At 70.1% G+C, this 24909-nt stretch carries 24 protein-coding genes; 13 read left to right on the top strand and 11 right to left on the bottom strand.

Annotation, left to right across the window (positions count from 1 at the left end; genetic code table 11):
- Positions 1 to 84: 84 nt before the first annotated feature.
- The 7 genes from ACK8OR_RS06420 to ACK8OR_RS06450 form a co-directional block, all read right to left on the bottom strand.
- Entirely contained in the window at positions 85 to 222 is a 138-nt protein-coding gene (locus ACK8OR_RS06420) for an RSP_7527 family protein (RefSeq protein ID WP_410188591.1), read from the bottom strand.
- 136 nt (positions 223 to 358) lie between these two features.
- Positions 359 to 1138 carry an HpcH/HpaI aldolase family protein gene (locus tag ACK8OR_RS06425; protein WP_410188592.1) on the bottom strand — a complete coding sequence of 260 codons (780 nt, stop codon included), beginning with the start codon at positions 1136 to 1138 and terminating at the stop codon, positions 359 to 361.
- A gap of 362 nt (positions 1139 to 1500) precedes the next feature.
- Positions 1501 to 2532: a FliM/FliN family flagellar motor switch protein gene (locus tag ACK8OR_RS06430; RefSeq protein ID WP_410188593.1), complete on the bottom strand. Its 1032-nt coding sequence runs from the start codon at positions 2530 to 2532 to the stop codon at positions 1501 to 1503.
- 72 nt (positions 2533 to 2604) lie between these two features.
- The gene (locus ACK8OR_RS06435) at positions 2605 to 5253 is read right to left on the bottom strand and encodes an ATP-binding protein (protein ID WP_410188594.1); all 2649 of its coding nucleotides are present in this window, start codon (positions 5251 to 5253) and stop codon (positions 2605 to 2607) included.
- 16 nt (positions 5254 to 5269) lie between these two features.
- On the bottom strand, positions 5270 to 5572 hold the full coding sequence (locus tag ACK8OR_RS06440; RefSeq protein ID WP_410188595.1) for an adenine nucleotide alpha hydrolase family protein: 303 nt from the start codon (positions 5570 to 5572) through the stop codon (positions 5270 to 5272).
- Positions 5569 to 5979: a response regulator transcription factor gene (locus ACK8OR_RS06445; RefSeq protein ID WP_410188596.1), complete on the bottom strand. Its 411-nt coding sequence runs from the start codon at positions 5977 to 5979 to the stop codon at positions 5569 to 5571. The genes ACK8OR_RS06440 and ACK8OR_RS06445 overlap by 4 nt, the downstream gene beginning before the upstream one ends.
- 76 nt (positions 5980 to 6055) lie before the next feature.
- On the bottom strand, positions 6056 to 7342 hold the full coding sequence (locus ACK8OR_RS06450; protein WP_410188597.1) for a short-chain fatty acyl-CoA regulator family protein: 1287 nt from the start codon (positions 7340 to 7342) through the stop codon (positions 6056 to 6058).
- Between the two features lie 237 nt (positions 7343 to 7579).
- Here ACK8OR_RS06450 and ACK8OR_RS06455 point away from each other — a divergent pair, with 237 nt between their 5' ends.
- The 10 genes from ACK8OR_RS06455 (at position 7580) to aat (ending at position 18060) form a co-directional block, all read left to right on the top strand.
- On the top strand, positions 7580 to 8956 hold the full coding sequence (locus ACK8OR_RS06455; RefSeq protein ID WP_410188598.1) for a substrate-binding protein: 1377 nt from the start codon (positions 7580 to 7582) through the stop codon (positions 8954 to 8956).
- A gap of 115 nt (positions 8957 to 9071) precedes the next feature.
- Positions 9072 to 10103 carry a branched-chain amino acid ABC transporter permease gene (locus ACK8OR_RS06460; protein ID WP_410188599.1) on the top strand — a complete coding sequence of 344 codons (1032 nt, stop codon included), beginning with the start codon at positions 9072 to 9074 and terminating at the stop codon, positions 10101 to 10103.
- Positions 10104 to 10107: 4 nt separating this feature from the next.
- Entirely contained in the window at positions 10108 to 11394 is a 1287-nt protein-coding gene (locus ACK8OR_RS06465; protein ID WP_410188600.1) for a branched-chain amino acid ABC transporter permease, read from the top strand.
- A gap of 3 nt (positions 11395 to 11397) precedes the next feature.
- Entirely contained in the window at positions 11398 to 12159 is a 762-nt protein-coding gene (locus tag ACK8OR_RS06470; RefSeq protein ID WP_410188601.1) for an ABC transporter ATP-binding protein, read from the top strand.
- Positions 12160 to 12173: 14 nt separating this feature from the next.
- Positions 12174 to 12929 (top strand): ABC transporter ATP-binding protein, encoded by a 756-nt coding sequence (locus ACK8OR_RS06475; protein ID WP_410188602.1) that lies wholly within the window; start codon positions 12174 to 12176, stop codon positions 12927 to 12929.
- Between the two features lie 79 nt (positions 12930 to 13008).
- Positions 13009 to 14967, top strand: a complete 1959-nt coding sequence (acs, locus tag ACK8OR_RS06480) for an acetate--CoA ligase (protein ID WP_410188603.1) — start codon at positions 13009 to 13011, stop codon at positions 14965 to 14967.
- A 99-nt stretch (positions 14968 to 15066) separates the two neighbouring features.
- The gene (locus ACK8OR_RS06485) at positions 15067 to 15426 is read left to right on the top strand and encodes a hypothetical protein (protein ID WP_410188604.1); all 360 of its coding nucleotides are present in this window, start codon (positions 15067 to 15069) and stop codon (positions 15424 to 15426) included.
- 92 nt (positions 15427 to 15518) lie between these two features.
- Positions 15519 to 16010, top strand: a complete 492-nt coding sequence (gene accB / locus ACK8OR_RS06490) for an acetyl-CoA carboxylase biotin carboxyl carrier protein (protein WP_410188605.1) — start codon at positions 15519 to 15521, stop codon at positions 16008 to 16010.
- A 12-nt stretch (positions 16011 to 16022) separates the two neighbouring features.
- On the top strand, positions 16023 to 17369 hold the full coding sequence (accC, locus tag ACK8OR_RS06495) for an acetyl-CoA carboxylase biotin carboxylase subunit (RefSeq protein ID WP_410188606.1): 1347 nt from the start codon (positions 16023 to 16025) through the stop codon (positions 17367 to 17369).
- A gap of 46 nt (positions 17370 to 17415) precedes the next feature.
- Entirely contained in the window at positions 17416 to 18060 is a 645-nt protein-coding gene (gene aat / locus ACK8OR_RS06500; RefSeq protein ID WP_410188607.1) for a leucyl/phenylalanyl-tRNA--protein transferase, read from the top strand.
- On the opposite strand, the gene ACK8OR_RS06505 is transcribed toward aat, so the two are convergent.
- Together ACK8OR_RS06505 and ACK8OR_RS06510 are read right to left on the bottom strand one after the other, a co-directional pair.
- Positions 18018 to 18395, bottom strand: a complete 378-nt coding sequence (locus ACK8OR_RS06505; RefSeq protein WP_410188608.1) for a DUF2155 domain-containing protein — start codon at positions 18393 to 18395, stop codon at positions 18018 to 18020. The genes aat and ACK8OR_RS06505 overlap by 43 nt on opposite strands.
- Positions 18392 to 18805 carry an NADH:ubiquinone oxidoreductase subunit NDUFA12 gene (locus tag ACK8OR_RS06510; RefSeq protein WP_410188609.1) on the bottom strand — a complete coding sequence of 138 codons (414 nt, stop codon included), beginning with the start codon at positions 18803 to 18805 and terminating at the stop codon, positions 18392 to 18394. The genes ACK8OR_RS06505 and ACK8OR_RS06510 overlap by 4 nt, the downstream gene beginning before the upstream one ends.
- A gap of 104 nt (positions 18806 to 18909) precedes the next feature.
- Here ACK8OR_RS06510 and ACK8OR_RS06515 point away from each other — a divergent pair, with 104 nt between their 5' ends.
- A complete protein-coding gene (locus tag ACK8OR_RS06515; protein ID WP_410188610.1) occupies positions 18910 to 19431 on the top strand; it encodes an EF-hand domain-containing protein in 522 nt (173 codons plus the stop codon).
- Positions 19432 to 19524: 93 nt separating this feature from the next.
- A complete protein-coding gene (locus tag ACK8OR_RS06520; protein ID WP_410188611.1) occupies positions 19525 to 20832 on the top strand; it encodes an O-acetylhomoserine aminocarboxypropyltransferase/cysteine synthase family protein in 1308 nt (435 codons plus the stop codon).
- A 37-nt stretch (positions 20833 to 20869) separates the two neighbouring features.
- On the opposite strand, the gene ACK8OR_RS06525 is transcribed toward ACK8OR_RS06520, so the two are convergent.
- Both ACK8OR_RS06525 and ACK8OR_RS06530 read right to left on the bottom strand, forming a co-directional pair.
- Complete coding sequence (locus ACK8OR_RS06525) at positions 20870 to 21469, bottom strand: hypothetical protein (protein WP_410188612.1); 600 nt, start codon at positions 21467 to 21469, stop codon at positions 20870 to 20872.
- Between the two features lie 96 nt (positions 21470 to 21565).
- Positions 21566 to 21991, bottom strand: coding sequence for a MarR family winged helix-turn-helix transcriptional regulator (locus ACK8OR_RS06530; RefSeq protein ID WP_410188613.1), 426 nt, complete (start codon positions 21989 to 21991; stop codon positions 21566 to 21568).
- Positions 21992 to 22119: 128 nt separating this feature from the next.
- On the opposite strand from ACK8OR_RS06530, the gene ACK8OR_RS06535 reads away from it, so the two are divergent.
- Positions 22120 to 24906: a hypothetical protein gene (locus ACK8OR_RS06535; RefSeq protein WP_410188614.1), complete on the top strand. Its 2787-nt coding sequence runs from the start codon at positions 22120 to 22122 to the stop codon at positions 24904 to 24906.
- Positions 24907 to 24909 lie beyond the last annotated feature (3 nt).

The following is a 24909-nucleotide window of genomic DNA, read 5'->3' on the forward strand; positions in this document are numbered from 1 at the left end:
GCCGCGCGGCACGTCCGCGCAATCGGCCCGGACATGGAAACGGCCCCGCGTGGGGGCCGTCCGGGGTCGTCGGTGGGGCACGGCTCAGGCGGCGCGGGCGGTTCCGGTCAGGGCGGCGGCGGTGCCGCGCAGCCGCGCGACGAGCCGCGCGAGGCCGTGGCGGACATATTCGGCGCGCAGGGCGCGGGCGCGGGTTTCGACGGTGATCAGGTCATGGGTCATGTTCGTCTCCGGACGATAAGTCTTCGGGCGACCGGACAGGTCAGCCCCGTTGACCCATGACCTATGCCCCGCCCCGCCCGATGACCAATGCCGGGGCCGCAAGGCCCCGTTGCGTCCCGCGAAAGGCTCCGTCGCGTCAGCCGTCGATGGCGGCGATATCGGCGGCGACCGCCCGCGCGCCCTGCAGGATCCATCCATGCTCGGACGCCACCACGAAGAACGTGAACCCGTGCCGCGACCAGTCTGCGGCCGTCGCCGCGTTCGGCACCCAGGTCGCGTAGGTCTTGCCCGCGTCCCGGCAGGCCGCGCCGACCCGCGCCATCGCGGCGGGCAGGTCGGGGTTGTCGAGCCCGCGATGCCCGTAGCCCACCGAGAGGTCCGCCGGCCCGATAAAGAGCCCGTCGATCCCGTCCAGCGCCGCGATCGCCTCGCAGGCCTCGACGCCCTCCGGCTCCTCGATCTGGACCAGCACGACGGTTTCGGCGGCCGAGCGGTCGAGGAGGTCGGGCATGGTCTCGGCGGTGTAGTTGGCCCAGCGGGTCGAGCCCGCGAAGCCTCGCCCGCCATGGCCGAACCGGGCGGCGGCGGCAATCTCGCGTGCCTTTTGCGCGCTGTCGACATGGGGCACGACGATGCCTGTCGCCCCCATGTCCATCACGTCGAGGATACGCGCGGGCGTGCCATCGAGGATGCGGACCAGAACCGGAAAGTCCCGCGCCCGCGCCACGGCGAGACAGGCGTCGAGGGCCGCGCGGTCGAAGGGCGAATGCTCGGCGTCGATGCAGACGAAGTCGAGCCCGGACATCATCAGGATCTCCAGCGCGACATGGCTGGGCGTCTTCATGAAAGTGCCCGCCAGCCGGTCGCCCGCCCGCATCCGTGCCAACAGGCCCGTGGCCTTGCTCGTCTGGCTCATGTCGGTCCCTCCCATCGCTCCGTCGCCGCCAGCTTGCAGCCCCGCGCCCGCGACACAACCCCGCCCGGGGCTCGGCGGTGCGGCCGGGCCGATGACAGGTCGGGCGAACGGGTCCTTCCGCGCATCGCGCGGCCCGGCGACCGGAGTTGCGCGTGCCGGTCCGCGCGACACGCCGCATGGCAGCGCGCGGAAGCGCCCCGCCCGCCACACCACCCTCCCATTTTCGCGCCGCACCCGTCATCGCACGTGGCATCCAGAACAGCGCCAGGTTGCGGTCGGACGTCATCGCTCGGCTGGCCCGATCCGCGCGCGACGCGGATGTTACCGGTGCCAACGTCTTCCGGCGCGCCCTGACGCCAACATCACGGCTCGGGCATCGCCGGGGTCGGGGGCGGCGCGGCGAGGTCGGGCGCGGGCGGCGCGGGCTCGGCCCGCTGGCCCGGCAAGTCGCCCAGCTTGACCGCCCGCGCGCCGTTGAGCTGGCCCAGCCGCGCTGGCAGCGCCATGCCGAGCCCGGTGCGGTGCCGACCGGGGATCGACACACCCGACGCGCCCCCGTGCAAGGTCAGTTCCGACAACGACGTCGGCGGCAGCGGCAGCACGTCGCCTACCTCGAGCGCCGTCAGTGTCGCCAGCGAGATCCGCAGCGGCGGCAGCACCGCCTCGAGACGCACGGGCGCCGCGCGCACGACCTCGGACAGGTCCGCGGCCCAGTCCCGCTCAGCCGGGAGCGTCTCGCCCACGGCGGCGGGCGCTTCGGGCAGCGGCAACATCAGGACGATCCGCGCCGACCTCTGGCCCCCGCCCAGCGTCAGGCCGACCTCGAGCCGCAGCATCCGCGGGGCCGTCAACAGCATCGGCAGCGGGTCGGGTCCCGCGACGAAGCTGTCGGTCCGCAGCTTTCCCGGTCGCGGATCCTCGGAATCAGCGGGCAGGATGCGGTCGACCTGGCCCAGCACCGCGCGCGTGAAGGGTTGCGCCAGCGCGGCGTCGATCCGGGTCGGGCGGCGCGGCTCGCGGCCGGGGCCGTCGACGCGCCCGAGCGTCTGCACCTCGATCAGCGCGTCGACCATCTTCGGCTCAAGCACCACGACGCCGGTGACGCGCGACAGGACCTCGGCCTCGGGCGGGGCGTGGGGGTCGAGCCCCGGCGGGTCGATCAGAAAGCACAGCGATTGGGCATGCAGCCCCTCGAGCGCGGCCTCGCCCTCGGCCACGACGGCCTTGCGTTCGGTGATGTCGATATCGAGTGCCGATGTCGCCTCGCCCACCCGGCGGAGCGCGGTGACCAGCGCCCGCAGCGGCCCCGCCGCGACCGCGCCGCCCGGAGCGGCGGCTTCGGGGCGACGGCCGACCATGCGGCTGAGGATGGAAGGGGCGGGGTCGGTGGTCATGGGGTCCCAGGGCGGAATCGGTCGGCTCCTTCCTCGCGCCAAAGGGTTAACAAACCGTCTTGTCGGGGCGGATCACTCGGCGGCGCGGGGCATCGCGGGGGCGGCGGGCAGGCGCACCCGGAAGGCCGCCCCGCCCCGGCCCGGCACGTAGTCGATCGCACCACCGAGCCGCGCCACAACCTCGCGGCAGATGGCGAGGCCCAGCCCCGCGCTGCCCGCCGCGGCCTGGTCCGAGAGGCGGGTGAACTTCTCGAAGATCAGCGCGCGGTCCGAGGCCGCGATGCCGCTGCCGTTGTCGACGAACATCACCTCGACCGCGCCCGCCGCCCGCGTCACCGTGATCCGAAGCTCGGGCCGCGCGGCGTCGCAGTATTTCGCGGCGTTGGTGATGATGTTGATGAAGACCTGCGCCAGCCGGTCGGGATCGGTCAGGAGCGGCATCCGCTCGGCGGCGCGGTCGCGGTGGATCTCGATCGGGCGCGGCCCGGTGCCCGCGGTGGTCACCGCCCGATCGATCACGTCGCCGAGGTCCACCGGCTCGGGCTTCAGCTCGACCTGCCCGCTTTCCAGCACCGACAGGTCCAGAAGGTCGTCCAAGAGCCGCGTCAGGCGACGGCTTTCCTCGAGGATGATGCCCGCGTAGCGGCCCCGCTCGGCGTCCGGCACGTCCGGGTCGCGCAGGATCTCCGAGAAGGCCCGGATCGAGGTCATCGGCGTCCGCAGCTCGTGGCTCACCTGGCTGAGGAAGGCGTCCTTCTGCACCCCCAGCGCGGTCAGCTTGTCATTGGCCTCGCGCAGTTCGCGCGCGGTGCGGGTCAGCTCGGTCTGCTGCGCCTCGAGACGGGCGGAGTATTCCATGATCTGCGCCGTCTCGTCGGCCACGGCCATCAGGTCTTGCACCGACATCGACGCGTCCCCCGCGATGCCCGAGACCATGGCGTGCGCCGTCGCCGCCCCGACCGACCCCGAGAGCCGTCGCTCCAGCCGCTCCAAAAGCTCGGGCGTCGTTTCGGGAAGCTCTCCGGGGCGGCCCTGCGCGCGGGCCTCCTCGGCGAAGACGGCTTGCGTCTCGGGCGCGCCGAGGATGCGCTGCGCCATGATAAGAAGCTCCTCCGCCCCCGCCGTGCCGCCCCGCCGGCCCTTGGGCGCGACGGTCCGGTCGAACACGCCCACGAAGCGCGGCGCCTGGAGCTGCTCCATCGCCGTCGGCGTCGTCACCAGCGAGACCGCGCAGAAGGCAAGGATATTGGCGCTCCAGGACAGGAGAAGCGCCGAGAGATACGGATCGCCCGTCATCGCCAGGAGGGCGTCCGGCGCCAGCGCGCCGCCACCCATCGGCCCGATCAGCACCGGCAGCAGCATCACCCAGGCCCAGACCGCGAAGCCCGCCAGGACCCCCGCCACCGCCCCCGACCGCGTGGCCCCTGTCCAGAACAACCCGAAGAGCAGCGCGGGCAGGATCTGCGCCACCCCGAGAAACGAGATCAGCCCGATCGACGCCAGCGCCGCCGTGCCCCCGGTGACGCGCCAATAGGCGTAGCCCATCGCGATCACGGCGATGATCGACACGCGCCGCGTCAGCAGGACGACGTGACGCACGTCGCCCGAGATCGAGGCGCGGCCCTTGCCCTGCAGCGTCAGCCAGAGCGGCATCACGAGGTGGTTCGACAGCATCGTCGCCAGCGCGACTGACGCCACGATCACCATCGACGTCGCCGAGGAGAAGCCGCCGAGGAAGGCGAGCATCGCCAGCCCGTCGCGCCCTTCGGCCAGCGGCAGCGTCAGCACAAAGAGGTCGGGGTTCGCGCCCTCGGGCATCCGCGCGAGGCCGGTGACGGCGATCGGCACGACGAAGATGCACATTGCCAGAAGGTAGAGCGGAAAGGCCCATGACGCGGTCGCGAGGTGCCGCTCGTCCGAGTTCTCGACCACCATCACCTGGAACATGCGCGGCAGGCAGATCACGGCCGCCCCCGACACGAGGATCAGCGCCGTCCACCGCCCCGGCGCCGAGGTCCAGTCCGAGACCGGCGAGGCGGCGATGGCCGGACCGATGGCGCCAGGTCCGTCGTTCAGGCTCCAAACCACGAAGATGCCGACGGCCAGAAGCGCGGCCAGCTTGACGATGGCCTCGACCGCGATGGCGCTGACGATGCCGTCATGGCGCTCGCCGATATCGAGCTTGCGCGTCCCGAAGAGGATCGTGAAGAGCGCCAGCCCTGCCGCCGACCAGAAGGCGAGACCCGTCAGCTCGGCGGCATCGGTGCCGGGTGCGGCGAAGACCCCGAAGGACAGCGTCACCGATTGCAGCTGGAGCGCGATATAGGGGGTCGAGCCGACCACCGCGAGGACGGTGACCAGCACCGCCAGCAGGTTCGACTTGCCGTAGCGCGACGACAGGATGTCGGCGACCGAGGTGATCCGCTCGGCCCGGCCGACGCGCACCAGCTTGCGCAGGACCCACCACCAGCCGACGAAGACCAGCGTCGGGCCCAGGTAGATCGTCATGAATTCGAGACCCGAGCGCGCCGCGTAGCCGACCGCGCCGTAGAAGGTCCACGCCGTGCAGTAGATCGACAGCGACAGCGTGTAGACGATCGGCCCGCGCAGCACTCGCGCCCGGCCCCGGCCCGCCTGCCGCTCGGCCACGGCGGCGATCGCAAAGAGGATCGCGGCATAGCCGAGGCTGACCGCGATCACGAGGTTGAGCGAGAGGTTCACGCCCCCCCGCGCGCCGTCACCCGCCCGCCTCCGTGTCGGCCCCGTCGGCGACGTGGCGGCGTCCGATCCAGACGCCCAGGCCGATCAGCAGGAGCCACGCCGCGAAGAGGTATCCCAGCCAGCCCGCCGAGGCCCCGTCCGCCGCCACCCGGCCCGAGAGGACGAGATCCGGCGCGAAGAACAGTACGATCCCGAGAAACGGCAGCAGCCGCGCCGCGTCCGCCGTCCGCGCCCGCCGCCTTGCACGCCGCTGCGCGGCACTCGCCGCCGGGGTCATCCCGTCGGGGGTAGGCCGCATCGCGTCGCGCAGCCCGTTCACGCGGCGGCCCCGGCGAGACTGCGGATCGCGGCCAGCAGGTCCTGGTTCGAGAAGGGCTTGGTCATGAAGCGGCTGACGCCCAGCGCCTCGGCCCGCTCGCGGTCCTTCACCTGGCCCTTGGCGGTCAGCATCAGCACCGGCAGCGCGGGGTCGATGCCCGCGCGCCCGCCCGCCCGGATCGCGGCCAGCACGTCGAAGCCCGACTGCCCCGGCAGCATCACGTCGAGCACCACGACGTCCCAGGGCGCGCGCGCCACCGCGTCCAGCGCGGTCGCCCCATCGGAATGGGTCGACACCCGCCAGCCGTCGCGCTGCAGGATGAAGGCGATGGCCGTGGCGATATTGGCCTCGTCCTCGATCAGAAGGACGCGGCGCGGCTCCGGCGCGGCGGTCTCGTCATCCCTCATGGCGCCCGGCCTCCCCTCCGGTCGTCGAAGCGTCAGGATGGCCCGCAGGGCGCCGGCCTGTCCAGTCCTCGAAGCGTCACGTCTCGCCCGCCGTCGCCGCCTGCGAGAGGACCGACGGCTCGCGGCGCGCGGCGCAGGCCGCCCTCGGGCAGGTCCGGCAGCCCGGACCCACCGGACGCGCCCGGCCGGGGCCGCTGGCACGGGTCAGCAGCATCGTCGCGCGCAGCACCGGCGGGTCGCCGAAGGACACGGGCGCGCGCGCATCGGCCACGGCGTGCGCCTGCCAGACCGCGCCGTCGGGCGTGGCGATCGCCTCGACCACCGGGCGGCCGGGCTGCGCCAACGCGCCATAGACCGGCCAGAGCGGGCAGCCCGCCCCCATCACCGGCAGCGGAAAGCCGGCCGCGGGCTTGCGCCGCACCATCGCGCCCGCCGCGTCGCAGATCACGAGGCCCGCGCCCCGATGCACGACACCCATCCGGCGCAGCACCAGCGCCAGGTCACCGCCGGCGGGCCCGATCAGGTCGGACGGATCCGTCGCCGCCTCGACCCGCGCGCGCGGCAGGCGTTCGGCATCGGCGGCATCATCGCGCAGGATCGCCGCGGCCATCTCGCGCGCCGCCCCGTCCGCGATTCCGTCCAGCAGCGCCGGGATCGCGGCCGCGCCATCCGTCTCCAGCGCATCGAAGCGGTGACCGTTCTCGTCAAGGAAGCGCGAGACCGTCTCGACCGGCAGCAATCGGCGGTCACCCCGCGCGGCCTCGCGGTCGAAATAGCCGACCACCGCCTCGGCGCCGCTGGCCAGCCGCCGGCTCTCCTCGTCGATATTGGCGTGGAAGCGGCCCAGCCAGTTCGGGTCGATCTCGGGCGTCTGCGCAAGGATCGACGCCGTCGAGCGCACCGAGGCGACCGTGGTCAACAGCTCGTGCAGCGCGTCGGCCAGGCTCGGGTCGTGGGTCAGGCGGTCCGAAAGCGCCTCGATGGTGCGCGCCTGCGCGGCCAGCGCCTCGGCCTGCGCGGCGATCAGTCGGGCCCAGTCGGGGTGGCGGCGCGCGATCTCGGGCGCCTCGTCCAGCGCCTCGGCCGCCATTCCCTGCCCCGCGCCCGCATCGCGCAGCGCACCCGTCAGCACGACGTCCCCGTCCTCGGACAGAAGCGCGCGATCGACCCCCAGCGCATCGGCCAGCCGCCCCAGAAGGCCACCGCCGATCGGGCGGCGATTGTGCTCGATCAGGTTGAGGTAGCTGGGCGAGATGCCCGCCGCGCGCGCCAGATGCGCCTGCTTGATGCCCTCGGCCAAGCGACGCTCGCGGACGCGCAGGCCGGTGGGCAATGCGCGCGGGTCCTGCCTGATGCCGTCCAAGCCCCTGACTCCATGCGGTTGCTGCGGACGCGAACCCGCGATGCTGCGCGTGCGCGTCGATGGATTTACAAAACGCGCGATGCGCGTGTCGATTTATTTACAAGATTTTCGCGACCACCGTAAGACTTGTTGAACCATTTTCACCTCTGCCCCGATACTGCGGCCACCCGGTCAATGCGACCGGACCGCCCCGCGACCAGGGAGAGGACGCGGGTGACACCATAAGGGAGGGTCTCAATGACCAAATCGAATCTCACCCGTCGCGGTGTGATGAAGTCGGGTGCCGTCGCCGGTGCCGGCCTCGCCGCTCCGACGATCTTCACCTCGGCCGTCTGGGCCGATGGCCATACCGGCTTCACCAATGCCCCGCAGGGCGACACCGTGACGCTCGGCTTCAACGTGCCCCAGTCCGGCCCCTATGCCGACGAGGGCGCCGACGAGCTGCGTGCGTTCGAGCTGGCCGTGGAGCACCTCAACGGCGGCGGCGACGGCGGCATGCTGTCGACCTTCTCATCGAAGGTCCTCGACGGCACCGGCATCATGGGCAAGCGGGTCGAATTCGTCACCGGCGACACCCAGACCAAGTCCGACGCCGCCCGCGCGTCCGCCCAGTCGATGATCCAGCGCGAAGGCGCGATCATGATCTCCGGCGGCTCGTCCTCGGGCGTGGCCGTGGCCGTGCAGGCGCTCTGCCAGGAGGCCGGCATCATCTTCATGGCGGGCCTCACGCACGCCAACGACACCACCGGCAAGGACAAGAAGGCCAATGGCTTCCGCCACTTCTTCAACTCCTACATGTCCGGCGCCGCCCTCGCCCCGATCCTCGCCGCGCAATACGGCAACGACCGTAAGGCCTATCACCTGACGGCCGACTACAACTGGGGCTACACCACCGAGCAGGCCGTGCGCGAATCCACGGAAGCCCTCGGCTGGGAGACGGTGAACACCGTGCTGACCCCGCTGACGCAGACGGACTTCTCGTCCTACATCGCGCCGGTGCTCCAGTCCGATGCCGACGTGCTCGTGCTGAACCACTACGGCGGCAACATGGTCAACTCGCTGACCAACGCCGTCCAGTTCGGCCTGCGCGCCCGCGAAGTCGCCGGCAAGCAGTTCGAGATCGTCGTGCCGCTCTATTCCGAGCTGATGGCCCGCGGTGCAGGCGAGAACATCGCCGGCATCCTCGGTTCGCAGAACTGGGACTGGAAGCTCGAGAACCAGCTGGGAGACCGCTACTCGGGCACCAACGCCTTCGTGCAGTCCTTCGGCACCAAGTACGGCTTCCCGCCGTCGCAGGCCGCACATACCTGCTACGTGCAGACGCTGCTCTATGCGGATGCCGTCACCCGCGCCGGGTCGTTCAATCCCTGCGCCGTCGTCGAGGCCCTCGAGGGCTACGAGTTCGACGGTCTCGGCAACGGCCCGACCCTCTACCGCGCCGAAGACCACCAGTGCTTCAAGGACGTGGTCGTGGTGCGCGGCAAGGAGAACCCGGAGAACGAGTTCGACCTCGTGGAGATCGTCGAGGTCACCCCGGTCGACCAGGTCACCTACGCCCCCGATCACCCGCAATTCGCGGGCGGGTCGCTCGGCACCTGCAACCCGGGCGCCTGATCGCCTCGCGTCGCCGGGCCCCACGCGGGGCCCGGCGACACCCACCACATCCATCCGCCGACGCGCCTGCCCTGGCGCGAAGACGACCTGAACGCCTGAACCGGGGGCCGCCGCCATGGAAGCCATCATCCTTCAAGTCCTGAACGGTCTGGACAAGGGATCCGCCTACGCGCTGATCGCCCTCGGCCTGACCCTCATCTTCGGCACGCTCGGTGTCGTGAACTTCGCCCACGGGGCGCTCTTCATGCTCGGCGCGTTCTGCGCCGTGACCTTCTCGCGGCTCCTGCAGGTCTCGCATTCCGTCGTCGACGAGACGCGGACCGACTTCCTCGGCAACCCGCTACAGGTCGAGGTCCCCTACATCTACGACATCTTCGGACAGACCGCCGGGGACGCGATCATCGACTGGGCGGTGCCGCTCTCGATCCTGATGGCGATCCCGGTGATGATCGGCATCGGCGTCGCGATGGAGCGCGGCCTCATCCGCCACTTCTACAAGCGCCCCCATGCCGACCAGATCCTCGTGACCTTCGGGCTCGCCATCGTGCTGCAGGAGATCATCAAGTACTTCTACGGCGCCAACCCGATCCCGACCCCCGCCCCCGATGCCTTCGTCGGCTCGTTCGACTTCGGTGTGATGCTGGGCTTCGATCCGGGCGGCATCGTCTATCCCTACTGGCGCCTGATCTACTTCCTCTTCGCCGCGATCATCATCGCCGCCGTCTTCGCCTTCCTCCAGTTCACCACCTTCGGAATGGTCGTCCGCGCCGGCATGGCCGACCGCGAGACGGTGACCCTGCTGGGCATCGACATCGACCGGCGCTTCACGATCATGTTCGGCATCGCCGCCGCGGTCGCGGGATTGGCGGGGGTGATGTACACGCCCATCAACTCTCCAAACTACCACATGGGCATGGACTTCCTCGTCCTCAGTTTCGTGGTGGTCGTCGTCGGCGGCATGGGCTCTCTGCCGGGCGCCGTCCTCGCGGGGTTCCTTCTGGGGATCATCGAGGCCTTCGCGTCCATGACCGAGGTGCTCGACGTGCTGCCCGGCATCAACCAGATCGTCATCTACCTCGTGGCCATCATCGTGCTGCTGACCCGTCCGCGTGGCCTCATGGGCCGCAAGGGCGTGATGGAGGATTAATCCCATGACCGACCAGACAACCCAGGCCCCCGCGGGCAACGTCCCCGCCGCCCAGACCCGCCGCGACAGCCAGGGCGGTGTTCTCGGGCTGACGCGGAAGGATTTCGTCCTCTTCGCCTTCGTGGTCGTGCTGACGATCTTCGCGCCCTTCATCCTCAACCCGTTCCCCGACGGGTCGGCCATGGCCCAGTTCAACGCGGGCTACCCGGACCTGATGCAGCGCTTCGTGATCTTCGGGATCTTCGCGATCGGCTTCAACATCCTCTTCGGCCTGACGGGATACCTGTCCTTTGGCCACGCGGCCTTCCTCGGGGTCGGCTCCTATGCGGGCATCTGGGCGATGAAGCTGCTGACGCTCAACGTCATCCCGTCGATCATCGTGTCGATCGTGGTGGCCGGCCTCTTCGCGGCGATCGTGGGCTTCATCTCGCTTCGGCGCTCGGGGATCTACTTCTCGATCCTGACGCTGGCCTTCGCGATGATGTCCTTTGCGCTGGCCTACTCGGTCCTGACGCCGATCACCGGCGGCGAGACCGGGCTCCAGCTCAAGTATTTCGACCCGCGCATCCTCGACGGCGACCTGCCGCCGGGTGTGACGCCCCGCGCCAACCTCTTCGGCGTCGACATGGCGTCGAGCACGAACCTGCGCTTCGGCGCGTGGACCTTCACGCTCAACGTCGGCTACTACCTTGCCGGTGCGCTGATGCTCCTGGCGTTCTACCTCTCGATCCGCATCTTCCGCTCGCCCTTCGGGATGATGCTGCGGGCCGTGAAGTCCAACCAGAACCGCCTCAACTACACCGGCATATCGCCCAAGCCCTACACCCTCGCGGCCTTCGTGATCTCGGGGATGTATGCGGGCCTCGCGGGCGGCCTGCTGGTCGCGATGGACACCCAGGTCGGCGCCGAGCGCATGTTCTGGACCGCGAGCGGTGAAGTCGTGCTGATGACCATCCTCGGCGGCGCGGGCACCCTCATCGGGCCGGTGCTGGGCGCGGGCTTCATCAAGTATTTCGAGAACATCGTCTCGACCATCAACGAAAGCACGCTGCACGGCTGGTTCGCCTTCATGCCCGACGGGCTGGAGAACGCCATGGTCGCCATCATCTATCCCTTCGTGGGCAAGGGCTGGCACCTGACGCTGGGCCTTCTCTTTATGGCGGTCGTGATCTTCCTGCCCGGCGGGCTGGTGCAGGGCGGCCAGAAGCTCGCCACCGTCTTCCGCCGCGACAAGAACGCCGATCCCGTCGAGGGGCCGGCCGCCGAGCAACGCAAAGCCGCGGAGGACTGATCCATGGGCATTCTCGAAGTCAAGAACGTCGGCAAACGGTTCGGAGGTCTCCAGGCGCTGTCGGACGTCAATCTCAGCATCCCCGAACAGACGGTCCACGCGATTATCGGCCCCAACGGGGCGGGCAAGTCGACCCTCCTGAATTGTCTCGTGGGCAAGCTGATCCCCGACACCGGATCGGTCAGCTTCGAGGGCCAGTCGGTCCTCGGACGCAAGCCCTACGAGATCAACCAGATGGGCATCTCGCGGGTGTTCCAGACGCCCGAGATCTTCGGCGACCTCACCGTGCAGGAAAACATGATGATCCCGTGCCTCGCCAAGCGCGACGGGACCTTCGCGCTGCACGGCTATCGCAACATGATGAAGGACGGCGAGATCGTGGACCGCGCGCAGGCCATGCTCGAGGACATGAACATGGCCGACAAGCGCCACATGCACGCGGCCTCGATGTCGCGCGGCGACAAGCGGCGCCTCGAGATCGGCATGTGCCTGGCGCAGGAGCCTCGGCTTCTTCTGCTGGACGAGCCGACGGCGGGCATGGCACGGGCCGACACCAACAACACCATCGACCTGCTCAAGCAGATCAAGGACTCGCGCCCGATCACCATCGCGATCATCGAGCACGACATGCACGTCGTCTTCAGCCTGGCCGAGCGGATCACAGTGTTGGCCCAGGGCACGCCGCTGGTCGAGGACACGCCCGACAAGATCAAGGGACACCCCAAGGTGCGCGAAGCGTATCTGGGCGAGTCCTCAGGACACTGACGGAGGCCCATCCCATGAACGTCAAACCCGACTTCACCCGCCACGGAAACCAGGCCGCCACCGCGCCCGCCTATTTCAGCGTCCATGACATCCACGCCTATTACGGCGAGAGCTACATCGTCCAAGGCGTCAGCTTCAACGTCCACGAGGGCGAGATCCTGGCCCTTCTCGGCCGCAACGGCGCGGGTAAGACCTCGACGCTCCGGACCTGCGCCCGGCTCTCCAATCCCGACCTGCGCCGGGGCGAGATCTGGCTCGACCACCAGCCGCTGCACTCGATGTCGGCGCATGAAGCCTCGCAGGCCGGCCTCGGCCTCGTGCCAGAGGATCGCCGCATCATCCCCGGCCTTACCGTCGAGGAGAACCTCAAGCTGGCGCAGATCGCGCCGCCCATCGGCTGGTCGCTGGAGCGCCTCTACGAGCTCTTCCCCAAGCTGGGCGAGCGCCGCAAGCAGGAGGGCGTGACCCTTTCGGGTGGCGAGCAGCAGATGCTCGCCATCGCCCGCGCGCTGGCCCGCGACGTCAAGCTCCTCCTCCTCGACGAACCCTACGAGGGGCTCGCCCCCGTCATCGTCGACGAGATCGAGAAGACGCTCCACGAGGTCCGCAAGCTCGGCATGACGACGATCCTCGTCGAACAGAACGCCGTACGCGCGCTGGAACTCTCGGACCGCGCGGTCATCCTCGACACCGGGGGCGTCGTCTTCGACGGCACCGCGGCCGAGGTGCTGGGCAACGCCGAGCTGCGCGCCGAATATCTCGCCATCTGATCCCCGCACGGCCCCGTCCGGGCCGCGCGACACCATTTTCCCGAAGCCGACGCCGCCCCGCCGGGCGAAGGAGGACCCCATGCTCGACGACAAAACTCCGCTCTACCCGCCCTCGGACGAGATGGCCGCGAACGCCCATGCCGACCGCGCCATCTATGACGCGATGTACAAGGCCTCCGTCGAGGACCCCGAGGCGTTCTGGGCCGAGCACGGCAAGCGCGTCGACTGGATCAAGCCCTTCACCCGCGTCAAGAACACGTCCTTCGCGCCGGGCAACGTCTCGATCAAGTGGTTCGAGGACGGCACGCTCAACGTCGCCGCCAACTGCATCGACCGCCATCTCGCGGACCGGGGTGACCAGACCGCGATCATCTGGGAGCCGGACGATCCCAAGGATGACGCGCTCCACATCACCTATTCCGAGCTTCACGGCCATGTCTGCCGCATGGCCAACGTCCTGAAGAACCTTGGCGTGACCAAGGGCGACCGCGTCGTCCTCTATCTCCCGATGATCCCCGAAGCGGCCTACGCGATGCTCGCCTGCGCCCGGATCGGCGCAGTGCATTCGATCGTCTTCGCGGGCTTTTCGGCCGACGCGCTCGCCGCCCGCGTTCAGGGCTGCGACGCCAAGGTCGTCATCACCGCCGACGGCGCCCCGCGCGGCGGCCGCGTCACCAACCTCAAGGATGCGGTCAACCAGGCGCTGGTTCATTGCGACGACGACGTCAAATGCCTCGTCGTGCGCCGAACCGGCCAGCAGGTCGCGATCCGGCCCCAGAATGACCATTGGCTGCACGAGGAACTGGAGGGCGTCTCGGACGACTGCCCCCCCGAGGAGATGGCCGCCGAGGACACGCTCTTCATCCTCTACACCTCCGGCTCGACCGGACAGCCCAAGGGCGTCGTCCACACGACCGGCGGCTATCTCGTCTACGCGTCGATGACCCATCAATACACGTTCGACTACAAGGACGGCGAAGTCTTCTGGTGTACCGCCGACGTGGGCTGGGTCACCGGCCACAGCTACATCGTCTACGGTCCCCTCGCGAACGGCGCCACCACCGTGATGTTCGAGGGCGTCCCCACCTATCCCGATGCGGGCCGCTTCTGGGAGGTCTGCGCCAAGCATTCCGTCAACCAGTTCTACACAGCACCCACCGCCATCCGTGCGCTGATGGGCAAGGGGCGCGAGCCCGTCGAGAAGCACGACCTGTCGAGCTTGCGCATCCTCGGCACCGTGGGCGAGCCAATCAATCCCGAGGCGTGGAACTGGTACAACGACGTCGTCGGCAAGGGGAACTGTCCCATCGTCGACACCTGGTGGCAGACCGAGACCGGCGGCCACCTCCTGACCCCCCTGCCCGGCGCGACGGCGACCAAGCCCGGCTCGGCCACGCTGCCGTTCTTCGGCGTCCAGCCCGTGATCCTCGAGCCCACGACTGGCGAGGAGATCCACGAAACGGCGGCCGAGGGTGTGCTCTGCATCAAGGACAGCTGGCCCGCCCAGATGCGCACCGTCTGGGGCGATCACGCGCGGTTCGAGAAGACGTACTTCGCCGACTACAAGAACTACTACTTCACGGGCGACGGCTGCCGCCGCGACGCGGACGGCTACTACTGGATCACCGGTCGGGTCGACGACGTCATCAACGTCTCCGGCCACCGCATGGGCACCGCCGAGGTCGAAAGCGCGCTCGTCGCCCATTCCACCGTCGCCGAGGCCGCCGTGGTCGGCTACCCGCACCCGGTGAAGGGTCAGGGAATCTATGCCTACGTCACGCTGATGGGCGGCGAGGAGCCGTCCGAGGAGCTGCGCAAGACGCTGTCCGACTGGGTCCGCTCCGAGATCGGGCCGATCGCCAAGCCAGACCTAATCCAATGGGCGCCGGGCCTGCCCAAGACCCGCTCGGGCAAGATCATGCGCCGCATCCTGCGCAAGATCGCCGAAGACGATTTCGGCGCACTTGGCGACACCTCGACCCTGGCCGACCCGTCGGTCGTGGACGACCTGATCGAGAACCGGATGAACCGGAGCTGACGCCGGACCGCCCCCACGGCCGAACGGGGGCAGGGACGTTAACCGGTCCGGCGGAATGCCGGGCCGCGTTAACGGTTTGGCAAGACCGATGGCCGGATCATGTCGCTTGCCCAATGGTTCGAGATCGGAGGTCCGACCATGCCCGACGTGATGACCGCCCCCGCCATGCCCCCGGCTTTCAATGGGCTGGACCCCGGCGCGGCCCTGCCGCCCCCGCCGCCTTCGCCAGAGGCACAACCCGCGGCCCGCACCGACACCGCCCGACGCAGCGATCCGCCCGTTGTCGAAGCGGGCACCGGTGCCGACCTCGCACGGGCCGCCCGAGACGCGCTTGCCGATGCGCGCGCTGCACGACGCGCCATCCTTGCCGTGCTCGGCCCGCCGCCCTATCCGCCACAGATCGCGTCCGTCATGATGCTGGCCGGTGTCGCAGAACTCCGCGCCGTGATGTACGCCTGACGCACGCCTCCCCGCGCCTCCGGCCGGATCACGACGCTTTCCCTCGCGCCGCGAAAACGGTAAAGCCGCGAAAACAGGCTGCGAGGACGGTAATGACCAAATCCCATGATGGCGACGTCGCCTTCATCAAGGCGCTGGCGGAACTTCTGCGCGAGAACGACCTAACCGAACTCGAAGTCAGCCGCGAATACGGCGAGGACGACGCCCTCAACGTCCGCGTCGCGCGCCAAGTGACCGCGGCCCCCGCACCGGCCCCTGCCGCCCCCGCGCCGGCGCCCGCAGCCGCAGCCCCCGCCGCACCGGCCGCCCCCGCGGCCGCACCCGCGGCACAGGACGACCCCGCGCAGGACCCCGGCGCCATCACGTCGCCCATGGTCGGCACCGCCTATCTGTCGCCCGAGCCGGGCGCCGCGAATTTCGTGCAGGTCGGCGACACCGTGTCCGAAGGCCAGACGATCCTGATCGTCGAGGCGATGAAGACCATGAACCAGATCCCGAGCCCCCGCGCGGGCAAGGTCAAGCGCATCCTCGTCGAGGATGGCGCGCCCGTCGAATACGGTGCCCCCCTGGTCATCCTCGGCTGAGGAGCCCCGCCCATGTTCAAGAAAATCCTGATCGCGAACCGGGGCGAGATTGCGCTCCGCGTCGTCCGCGCCGCCCGCGAAATGGGCGTGGCCACCGTCGCCGTCCATTCCACCGCCGATGCCGACGCGATGCATGTCCGCATGGCCGACGAGTCGATCTGCATCGGCCCCGCGCCCGGCAACCTGTCCTATCTCTCGGTCCCGGCCATCGTCTCGGCCTGCGAGATCACCGGCGCGGAGGCGATCCATCCCGGCTACGGCTTCTTGTCGGAAAACGCGGCCTTCGTGCAGGTGCTGGAAGATCACGGCATCACCTTCATCGGCCCCACGGCCGAGCATATCCGCATCATGGGCGACAAGATCACCGCCAAGGACACGATGAAGGCACTGGGCGTGCCCTGCGTCCCCGGCTCCGACGGCGGCGTGCCCGATTACGAGACCGCGCAGACCGTCGCCGCCGAGATCGGCTACCCGGTCATCATCAAGGCCACCGCGGGCGGCGGCGGGCGCGGCATGAAGCTGGCCAAGTCCGCGGCCGAGCTCGAGACCGCCTTCCGCACCGCGCGCGCCGAGGGCAAGTCCGCCTTCGGCAACGACGAGGTCTATCTCGAGAAGTATCTCGGCACCCCCCGCCATATCGAGGTGCAGGTCTTCGGCGACGGCAAGGGACGCGCCGTCCATCTGGGCGAGCGGGATTGCAGCCTCCAGCGCCGCCACCAGAAGGTCTTCGAGGAGGCCCCCGGCCCCTCGATCACGCCCGAGCAGCGCGCCGAGATCGGCCGCACCTGCGCCGAGGCCGTGGCCAAGATCAACTATGCCGGCGCCGGCACCATCGAGTTCCTCTACGAGAACGGCGAGTTCTACTTCATCGAGATGAACACCCGCCTGCAGGTCGAGCATCCGGTGACCGAGGCGATCTTCGGCGTCGATCTCGTGCGCGAGCAGATCCGCGTCGCCTCGGGCCTGCCGATGTCCTTTCAGCAGGAGGACCTGACGATCAACGGCCACGCGATCGAGGTCCGCCTTAACGCCGAGAGGCTGCCGAATTTCTCGCCCTCGCCCGGCACGATCACGCAATACCACGCGCCCGGCGGCCTGGGCGTGCGGATGGATAGCGCGCTCTACGACGGCTACCGCATCCCGCCCTATTACGACTCGCTGATCGGCAAGCTGATCGTGCATGGCCGCGACCGCGACGAGGCCCTGGCCCGCCTGCGCCGCAGCCTGGGCGAGCTGATCATCGACGGCATCGACACGACGATCCCGCTCTTCCGCGAATTGGTCGAGGATCCGCATGTCCAGTCGGGCGACTACACGATCCACTGGCTGGAAGAATGGCTTGACCGGAACCTCGCCTGAGGTCCGGGGTCTTCACGTCGCGGGGCCGAGCCCCTAGCTTGGACCCATGCCGCGCGACACGCCCCACCTGACCGCCGAGACGCTGCTGATGGCTTACGCGTCCGGCGTCTTCCCCATGGCCGAGAGCCGGGACGATCCCGATATCTTCTGGGTCGATCCCACCCTGCGCGGTGTGCTGCCGCTGGACGGGTTCCGGCTGTCGCGCAGCCTCGGGAAGGTGATCCGGTCGGGCCAATTCGAGGTCACGCTCGACGCCGCGTTCGACGGCGTGCTCGCGGGTTGCGCCGACCGAGACGAGACCTGGATCAACCCCGAGATCGCACGGCTCTACACCCAGCTTCATCGCGGCGGGCACGCGCACAGCATCGAGGTCTGGTCCGATGGCCAGCTCGTCGGCGGGGTCTACGGCGTGACGCTCGGGGCCGCGTTCTTCGGCGAGTCGATGTTCAGCCGCGCGCGCGACGCCTCGAAGGTGGCGCTGGCCTACGCGGTGGCGATGCTGCGGCGGGACGGGTTCACGCTCTTCGACACGCAGTTCCTGACCGATCACCTCGCGCGGCTCGGCGCGGTCGAGATCCCGCGCGCGACCTATCACGCACGCCTGCGGCAGGCGCTGTCGGGGGGCGCACGGCTTCAGGGGCCGGTGCCTCAATCCTCGGCGGTGATGCACCTCAGGAGCCAGACGTCGTAGCGCCGGTGTTCCAGCGCGTTCAGCCCCGGCGAGGACGCGACCATCCAGCCCGCGAACAGCTCCTCGACGGCGCGCGCGTCCACCACCTGGATCAACCCGAACGCGTCGCCCGACAGGTTCCCGGACGGAAAGCGGCATTCATGCAGCGTCACCTGGAGCGGGCCGTAGGCCATGGTCTGGCCGCTGGCCATTTCGACGTCGATCACCTCGCCCGAGACCTTGTCCAGCGTCCGCAGCACCGCGCCCATGCCGGTGCTCGTGCGCACGGCCTGCGCCTCGGCCATCCCGGCCAGTGCCAGAGACAGGGCGAGGAAGGCCCCGGCGGCGCGGATCATTCGGGGCTCCAGGCCTCGTAATCGGCCTGCGGCTTGACGTCGGCGCGCCGCAGCGAGCCCTGCCGCAGGAACGCGCCCTCCGAGCCGGTCAGGTTCGGCTGGTGCGGCGCCTCCCAGGCCTTGTGGACCATCGGCATCTCGGTCGGAGGCTGCGGCAGCGTGAAGTGCAGCCAGCCATACCAGTCCGGCCCCACGCGCGTGGCGTCGTTGTCCCCGGCATAGATCACCCAGCGGCGGCTGGCATCGGAATTGCGGTAATAGACATTGCCCTGCTCGTCCTCGCCGACGCGCGTGCCGAAGCGCGAGGTAAAGAGCTGCGTGCCGATGGATTGGCCGTCCCACCACGTCACGAGGCGCTTGAGCAATCCGGCCATGGTCGTTCCTTCCGCGTGTCCGTCGGTCTTCGTCATACGGTGCTGCCTGCGGGGGTCAAGGGCGGCGGGTTCGTCGGGCCGGGGCTTGCCAACTGAACCGATTGGTTTAGATAGTGCGCGACAGCCTCGAAAGGTCCGCCATGATCCGCCCCGCCGCCCTCCTCCTCGCCGCCCTCGCCGCCACGTCGGCCCTCGCGCAGGAGACCGTGCCCGCTTCGGCCACCGTCGACGCCGCCCGCGCCCAGATCGAGGCGCTGGCCGCCGAGATGGATGTCGACGGCGATGCCCGCATCACGCTCGACGAATTGCAAGCGGCGGCGGGCCAGATCTTCCCCTCCATCGATGCCGACGCCTCGGACGGGCTGACCCGCGCCGAGTTCCTCGGCTGGGAGTTCGGGTTGGCCGAGATGGCCGCCTTCCGGGGTCGCACGCAGGGCTACGAGGCGGCGATGGGGATGGTGTTCGACCTCTTCGACCGGGATGGCAGCCAGGGGATCGACGCGGCGGAGTTCGAGGCCGCGATGGTCGAGTCGCATGCCTATGCCGATCTCGATGGCGATGCGGCCCTCTCCGCGGCGGAGTTCCGCTCCAACTTCGTGGTTAACGTCGCGCTGCGCAACGCACTGGTCCCGCAGGAGGTCCTCGGCGCGCGCCGTCCCTGAGGGCCGTTCGCGCCCCGCGCCGCTGCTATGCGCTGGCCCCGCCCGCCGCGGCGGCGTATCCTCGGGCGCGATGCACGAACCCGAGGACACGCCATGACCGAGACCCGCCAATACGGCTTCGACACCCTCCAGATCCATGCGGGCGCCCGCCCCGACCCGGCCACGGGCGCGCGGCAGACGCCGATCTACCAGTCGACGGCCTATGTCTTCCGCGATGCCGAGCACGCCGCCGCGCTCTTCAACCTGCAGGAGGTCGGCTACATCTATTCGCGGCTGACCAACCCCACGGTCGCCGTCCTGCAGGAGCGGATCGCGACGCTCGAAGGCGGCGTCGGCGGGGTCTGCTGTTCGTCGGGACACGCAGCGCAGATCATGGCGCTCTTCCCGCTGATGCAACCGGGCTGCAACGTAGTCGCCTCGACCCGGCTCTACGGCGGCACGGTTACGCAGTTCAGCCAGACTATCAAGCGCTTCGGCTGGTCCGCCAAGTTCGTCGATTTCGATGACCCGAAGGCCGTGGCCGACGCCATCGATGACGACACCCGCGCCGTCTTCGGCGAGGTGATCGCCAATCCCGGCGGCTGGATCATGGATATCGACGCCATCGCCAAGGTCGCCGACGACGCGGGCCTGCCGCTCATCATCGACAACACCACCGCGACCCCCTACCTCGTGCGCCCGATCGAGCATGGGGCCACGCTGGTCGTGCATTCGACCACAAAGTACCTGACCGGCAACGGCACCGTCACCGGCGGCTGCGTCGTGGATTCGGGCAAGTTCGACTGGTCGAAGTCGGGCAAGTTCCCGTCCCTCTCCGAGGCCGAGCCCGCCTATCACGGCTTGCGCTTCCACGAGACCTTCGGCGCGCTGGCCTTCACCTTCCACGGTATCGCCATCGGCCTGCGCGACCTCGGAATGACGATGAACCCGCAGGCGGCGCATTACACGCTGATGGGGACCGAGACGCTGTCGCTGCGGATGGACCGCCATGTCGCCAATGCGGAGAAGGTCGCGGGCTGGCTGGAGCAGCACCCGGCGGTCGAGCACGTCACCTATGCGGGCCTCGCGTCCTCGCCCTATCACGACCTCGCCAAGACGGTCTGCCCCAAGGGCGCGGGCGGGCTCTTCACCTTCGCGCTCAAGGGTGGCTACGACGCCTGCGTCAAGTTCGTCGACAGCGTCGAGATCTTCAGCCACGTCGCCAATCTGGGCGACACCCGCAGCCTCGTGATTCATTCGGCCTCGACCACCCACCGCCAGCTCTCGCCCGAGCAGCAGGCGGCGGCGGGGGCCGGCCCCGAAGTCGTGCGCGTCTCGATCGGGATCGAGGATGCCGACGACCTGATCGCCGATCTGGACCAGGCGCTGGCCAAGGCTGCGCCGCAGATGGCCGCCGAGTGACAGGCGGCGCCCCCGGCTCCGGCCGGGGGCGTCGGTCTCAGAGGCCCCGCCGCGTGACCAGCAGGTGGAACGCCATCATGTGGCTCGCCCCCGACAGCGTTACGCCGAAGAGCGGGATCAGCGCCAACGGGAAGGCGGCGATGGTCGACATCGCGGGCACCGCCATCAGCGACAGGACCAACCCCGTGCCGACTGCGAGCACGAAATCCGCCATTCCCACCACGTGCATCGCCCAATAGGCGCGGCGCGAACGCGGCCAGGCGAAAACGACCGCGCCCGCCATGAGGCCCGCCACCAGGTCACCGCACCCCGCCAGCATCACGAAGATCGGCGGCAGCGTCCCCGCCGTACCGGCATGGAAGAAGGCCAGGGCCGCCGGGATGCGCCAGAGGTGCAGCGCCGTCAGCCGCCGAAGACCGAACCCCGCGACCCATTCCCGAAGCGCCGGAGACCCGAAATAGGTCAACGTCAACGCCGTCAGAAGCAGACCCACCGTCACCCCGAAAAGCGGCAGCGGCAGGCTCGTGAAGACACCGGCCGCGCTCAGCACCGCGACGGCCCCGGCCCAGGCCCCCGACGCGATGAGGATGGTGCGTCCGCGCAGCGGCGCGCGCTCCGGCTCAACTGTCATATCCATGTCCATCTCCTTCTTGGGACCGACAGGTTCTCCGCCAGACCCTAATTACATGCATATGCACATTATAGATCACCTGTCGGCTGCGATCGCTCCGGTTCAGTCGCCCAGTTTTGCCATGCTGTCCCTCAGGCCGTCCCAGTCGGGCACGGCGCCAACGGCCTCCGCCTGCGCCGCGGCCCAATCCGGCAGCGCGGCATCGAGCGTCGCGCGACCGGCCCCCGTCAATGTCAGTCCCACGACCCGCCGGTCGGACCCGCCCGTCCCGGTGGCGACCAGGCCGCGTCGCCGCAGCGGCGTCAGCAGGCGCGAGGCCGTCGTCCGATCCATGTCGAGGGCGTCGGCCAGCGCACCGACCGTCCCCACCCCCCGCGCAAGCGCGACGAGGGCAGTGAACTGGCTGGCCGACAGATCGTGCGGCGCGAGATGCCGCTCGTAAAGCCGCGTCAGGCGCCGTGCCGTGGCGCGCGCAGCCTGCATCGCGCAGGTCGCGGCAACGGTATCGGGGCGGGGTTCATAAACCATGCAGTCGAGTTATATGCATATGCATTTATTCGTCAACCCCGTCTTGCCCCCACGCGGACATCTGCCCTACTCTCCAAGCCTTGGCCGTTGCCCTTGCGTGGTGCTTTGGCCACAGGCAAGGCAGGTTCATGACACCACAGATCGCCCTCCATCTCTCGCTCGACGGCATCGCCGTCCTGTCCCGCGCGCACGAGGGCGGCTGGTGGCGCGAGGGCGTCGTGCGTCTCGACGCCGAGGACATGGCCGAGGGGCTGTCGCGTCTGCGCGATCGGGCCGCCGCCCGTGTCGGCGAGGGGTTCACCTCGGTCCTGATCCTGCCCGACAGCCAGTTGCTCTACACCTCGCTCGAGCGCGACGACCGCAAGCCCGACGAGACGATCCGCGCGCTCCTGAAGGGGCGGACGCCCTATGCGGTCGAGGATCTGGCCTATGATTGGGAGCAGCGGGGCGACCGGTTGCAGGTCGCCGTCGTCGCACTCGAGACGCTGCTCGAAGCCGAGACCTTCGCCGCCGATTTCGGCTTCCGGCCGGTCGCGGTCGTGGCCGATCCCGAGGACAGCATCTATCCCGGCCTGCCGAATTTCGGGCAGACCGGTATCGCCCCGGAGCTGCTGGGCGGCGCGACGCTCGACCTGGATCTGGACGACGGGTTCGATGTGACCCCGGCCCCCGCCCCGCCCGCGATGCCCGAACCGGAGCCCGAGCCGGAGGCGACGGCGCCCGAGCCGGAGGACGCGCCCCCCGCCGAACCCGTGCCCGAGGTGGCGGCAACCGAGCCGGCAGAGACGCCCCCCACCGAGCCTGAGGCGGAGCCAAAGCCTGAGCCTAAGCATGAGCCGGTCGCGGCCGCACCGGCCATCCCCGTCCCAGCCCCCGCGCCGGAACCTGCCCCCGAGCCGGTCGAGGCCGCATCGCCCGCCCCCCCGACGGATGCGCCCGCGTCCGAGGAGATGCCCGAGGCTGCAACACCCGAGGCGCCGGAGCCGAAGGAGGAGCCGATCTTCGCGCGCAGCCGCCAGGCGATCGCCGAGGCCGACAAGGACAACCAGCCGACCTTCTCGACTCGGAGAAAGCCCGACGCGGCGTCAGAGACGCCCGAAGAGGTGCGCATCGCGCCGCGCCTGACCACCCCGCCCCGGCCCGGCACCCCGCCGCCGCCCCGTTCGGGCACGACCGCGCCGACCGTCCGGATCGAGCCGCGCGCAGACGGCATCGCCGCATCCGCGCCCGCCGCCGCCCCCGAGGACCGCCCGTCGAAGGTCGCGCCCATGGTCGCCGCCGCGGGGGGGCTCGCCGCCACGATCGGCGCACTCCGCGCCCGCCGTGCCGAGCGCCGTGTCGCCACCGAGGAGGAACAGGCGCGTGCCGCCGAGGCCGAGGCGCTGGCACTGCCGGGGCTCGCCCGCGAGAAGGCGTCGCAGCCCGAACGCTCGGGGCTGGGCCTCGGGCTCTACCTGACGCTGGGGCTCCTGGCACTGCTGGCCGTTGTCGGTCTCGGGGCCGCGTTCCTCGATGGCGGCGATCCCGTCGAACAGGCCGTGGTCGCGTCCGAACCCGCCCTGCCCGTGCCGGACGCGCCCGCCGCGCCCGACAGCGGCCCGGTCATCCTGACCGATACCGTCCCGATTCTGCCCACCGAGGAGGCGCGGGCCCCGGACGCGCCCGACGCGCCCGAAACCGATCTCGCCGCGCTTCTGCCCGCGCCTGACGGCACCAGCACCGCTTCGCCGATCCCCGATCTCGTCGACCCGCCGCTGCCCGTGCCCGGTGCCACGCCCGAGGAGCTGGCCGAGGCCGATGCGCCCGAGGGCGATCCCGGCCCGCTCGAGGTGTTCTCGGCGCGTGGGGCGTTCGAGGCCGCGCCGCCCCCCGCCGCCCCCGAGCCGCAGGACGCCGCCGAGATCTACCTCGCCTCCATCGACCCGGTCGTCGCGGCCGAGGACGCCGTGGCACTGCCTGCCGCGCGGACGCCGGAGGACGGGTTCACGCCACAGACCCTGCCCGCGCCGCCGGGCGTCGTCTTCGACACCGATGCCGAGACCGGCCTGATCGCGCCGTCGCCCGAGGGCGTGCTGGCACCGGGCGGCTTCGCGCTGGTGTCCGGACGTCCCGACGTCATGCCGACCCCGCGCCCCGATGACGCCCCGGTCGCAACCGAGCCCGATCCCGAAGCCGCCGCGGAGGTGGATGACGAAGCGCGCGCGATCCTGCGCCGCACCCGTCCGGTCGAGCGCCCGACTGATGCCGCCGAGCAGGTCGAACGCCAGAGCTTCGGCGGCCTGACCCGCGAGGAGATCACCCGCACGCGCCCGCAGCCGCGCCCGACCTCGATCCAGGATGCCGCCGTGCGCCGCGCGCAGGACGCCGATACCGCCGCGGCCATCTCCGGCGAGCAGGACGCCGCCACCCAGACCGCCGCCGAGCAGGCCGCGATCGAAGCCGCCGCCGCCTCGCTTGCCAGCCGGGGGGCGCAGACCGCGCCGACCGGGCCGGTCTCGGAGCTGGCGCTGGGCCAATCCGACCGGCCCCGGACGCGCCCCCGCTCCGTCGAGCGGGACGCAGCGCGGATCGTCACCCAGCGGCGCCAGCAGGCCTCGGCCGCCCCGGCCGCCGCCGCCGCGACCCCGCCAGCCCGGCAGGCCGACCAGGACAGCCCGCAGATCCGCTCGGCCGGGGGGAACGTCGCCCGCGCGGCGACGGAGCGGAACCAGTTGCGCCTCAACCGGATCAACCTGATCGGGGTCTATGGCCGCCCCTCGGCGCGTCGCGCGCTGGTGCGGCTGTCGAACGGGCGCTACGTCAAGGTCGAGGTCGGCGACCGGCTGGATCGCGGCCGCGTCGTCGCCATCGGCGAGGACCAGCTCGTCTATCAGAAAGGCGGGCGCAATGTCGGGCTGAACCTGCCCAACGGCTGAGCC

This window comes from Jannaschia halovivens, from assembly GCF_046452375.1.
GTDB classification, from domain to species: domain Bacteria; phylum Pseudomonadota; class Alphaproteobacteria; order Rhodobacterales; family Rhodobacteraceae; genus Jannaschia; species Jannaschia halovivens.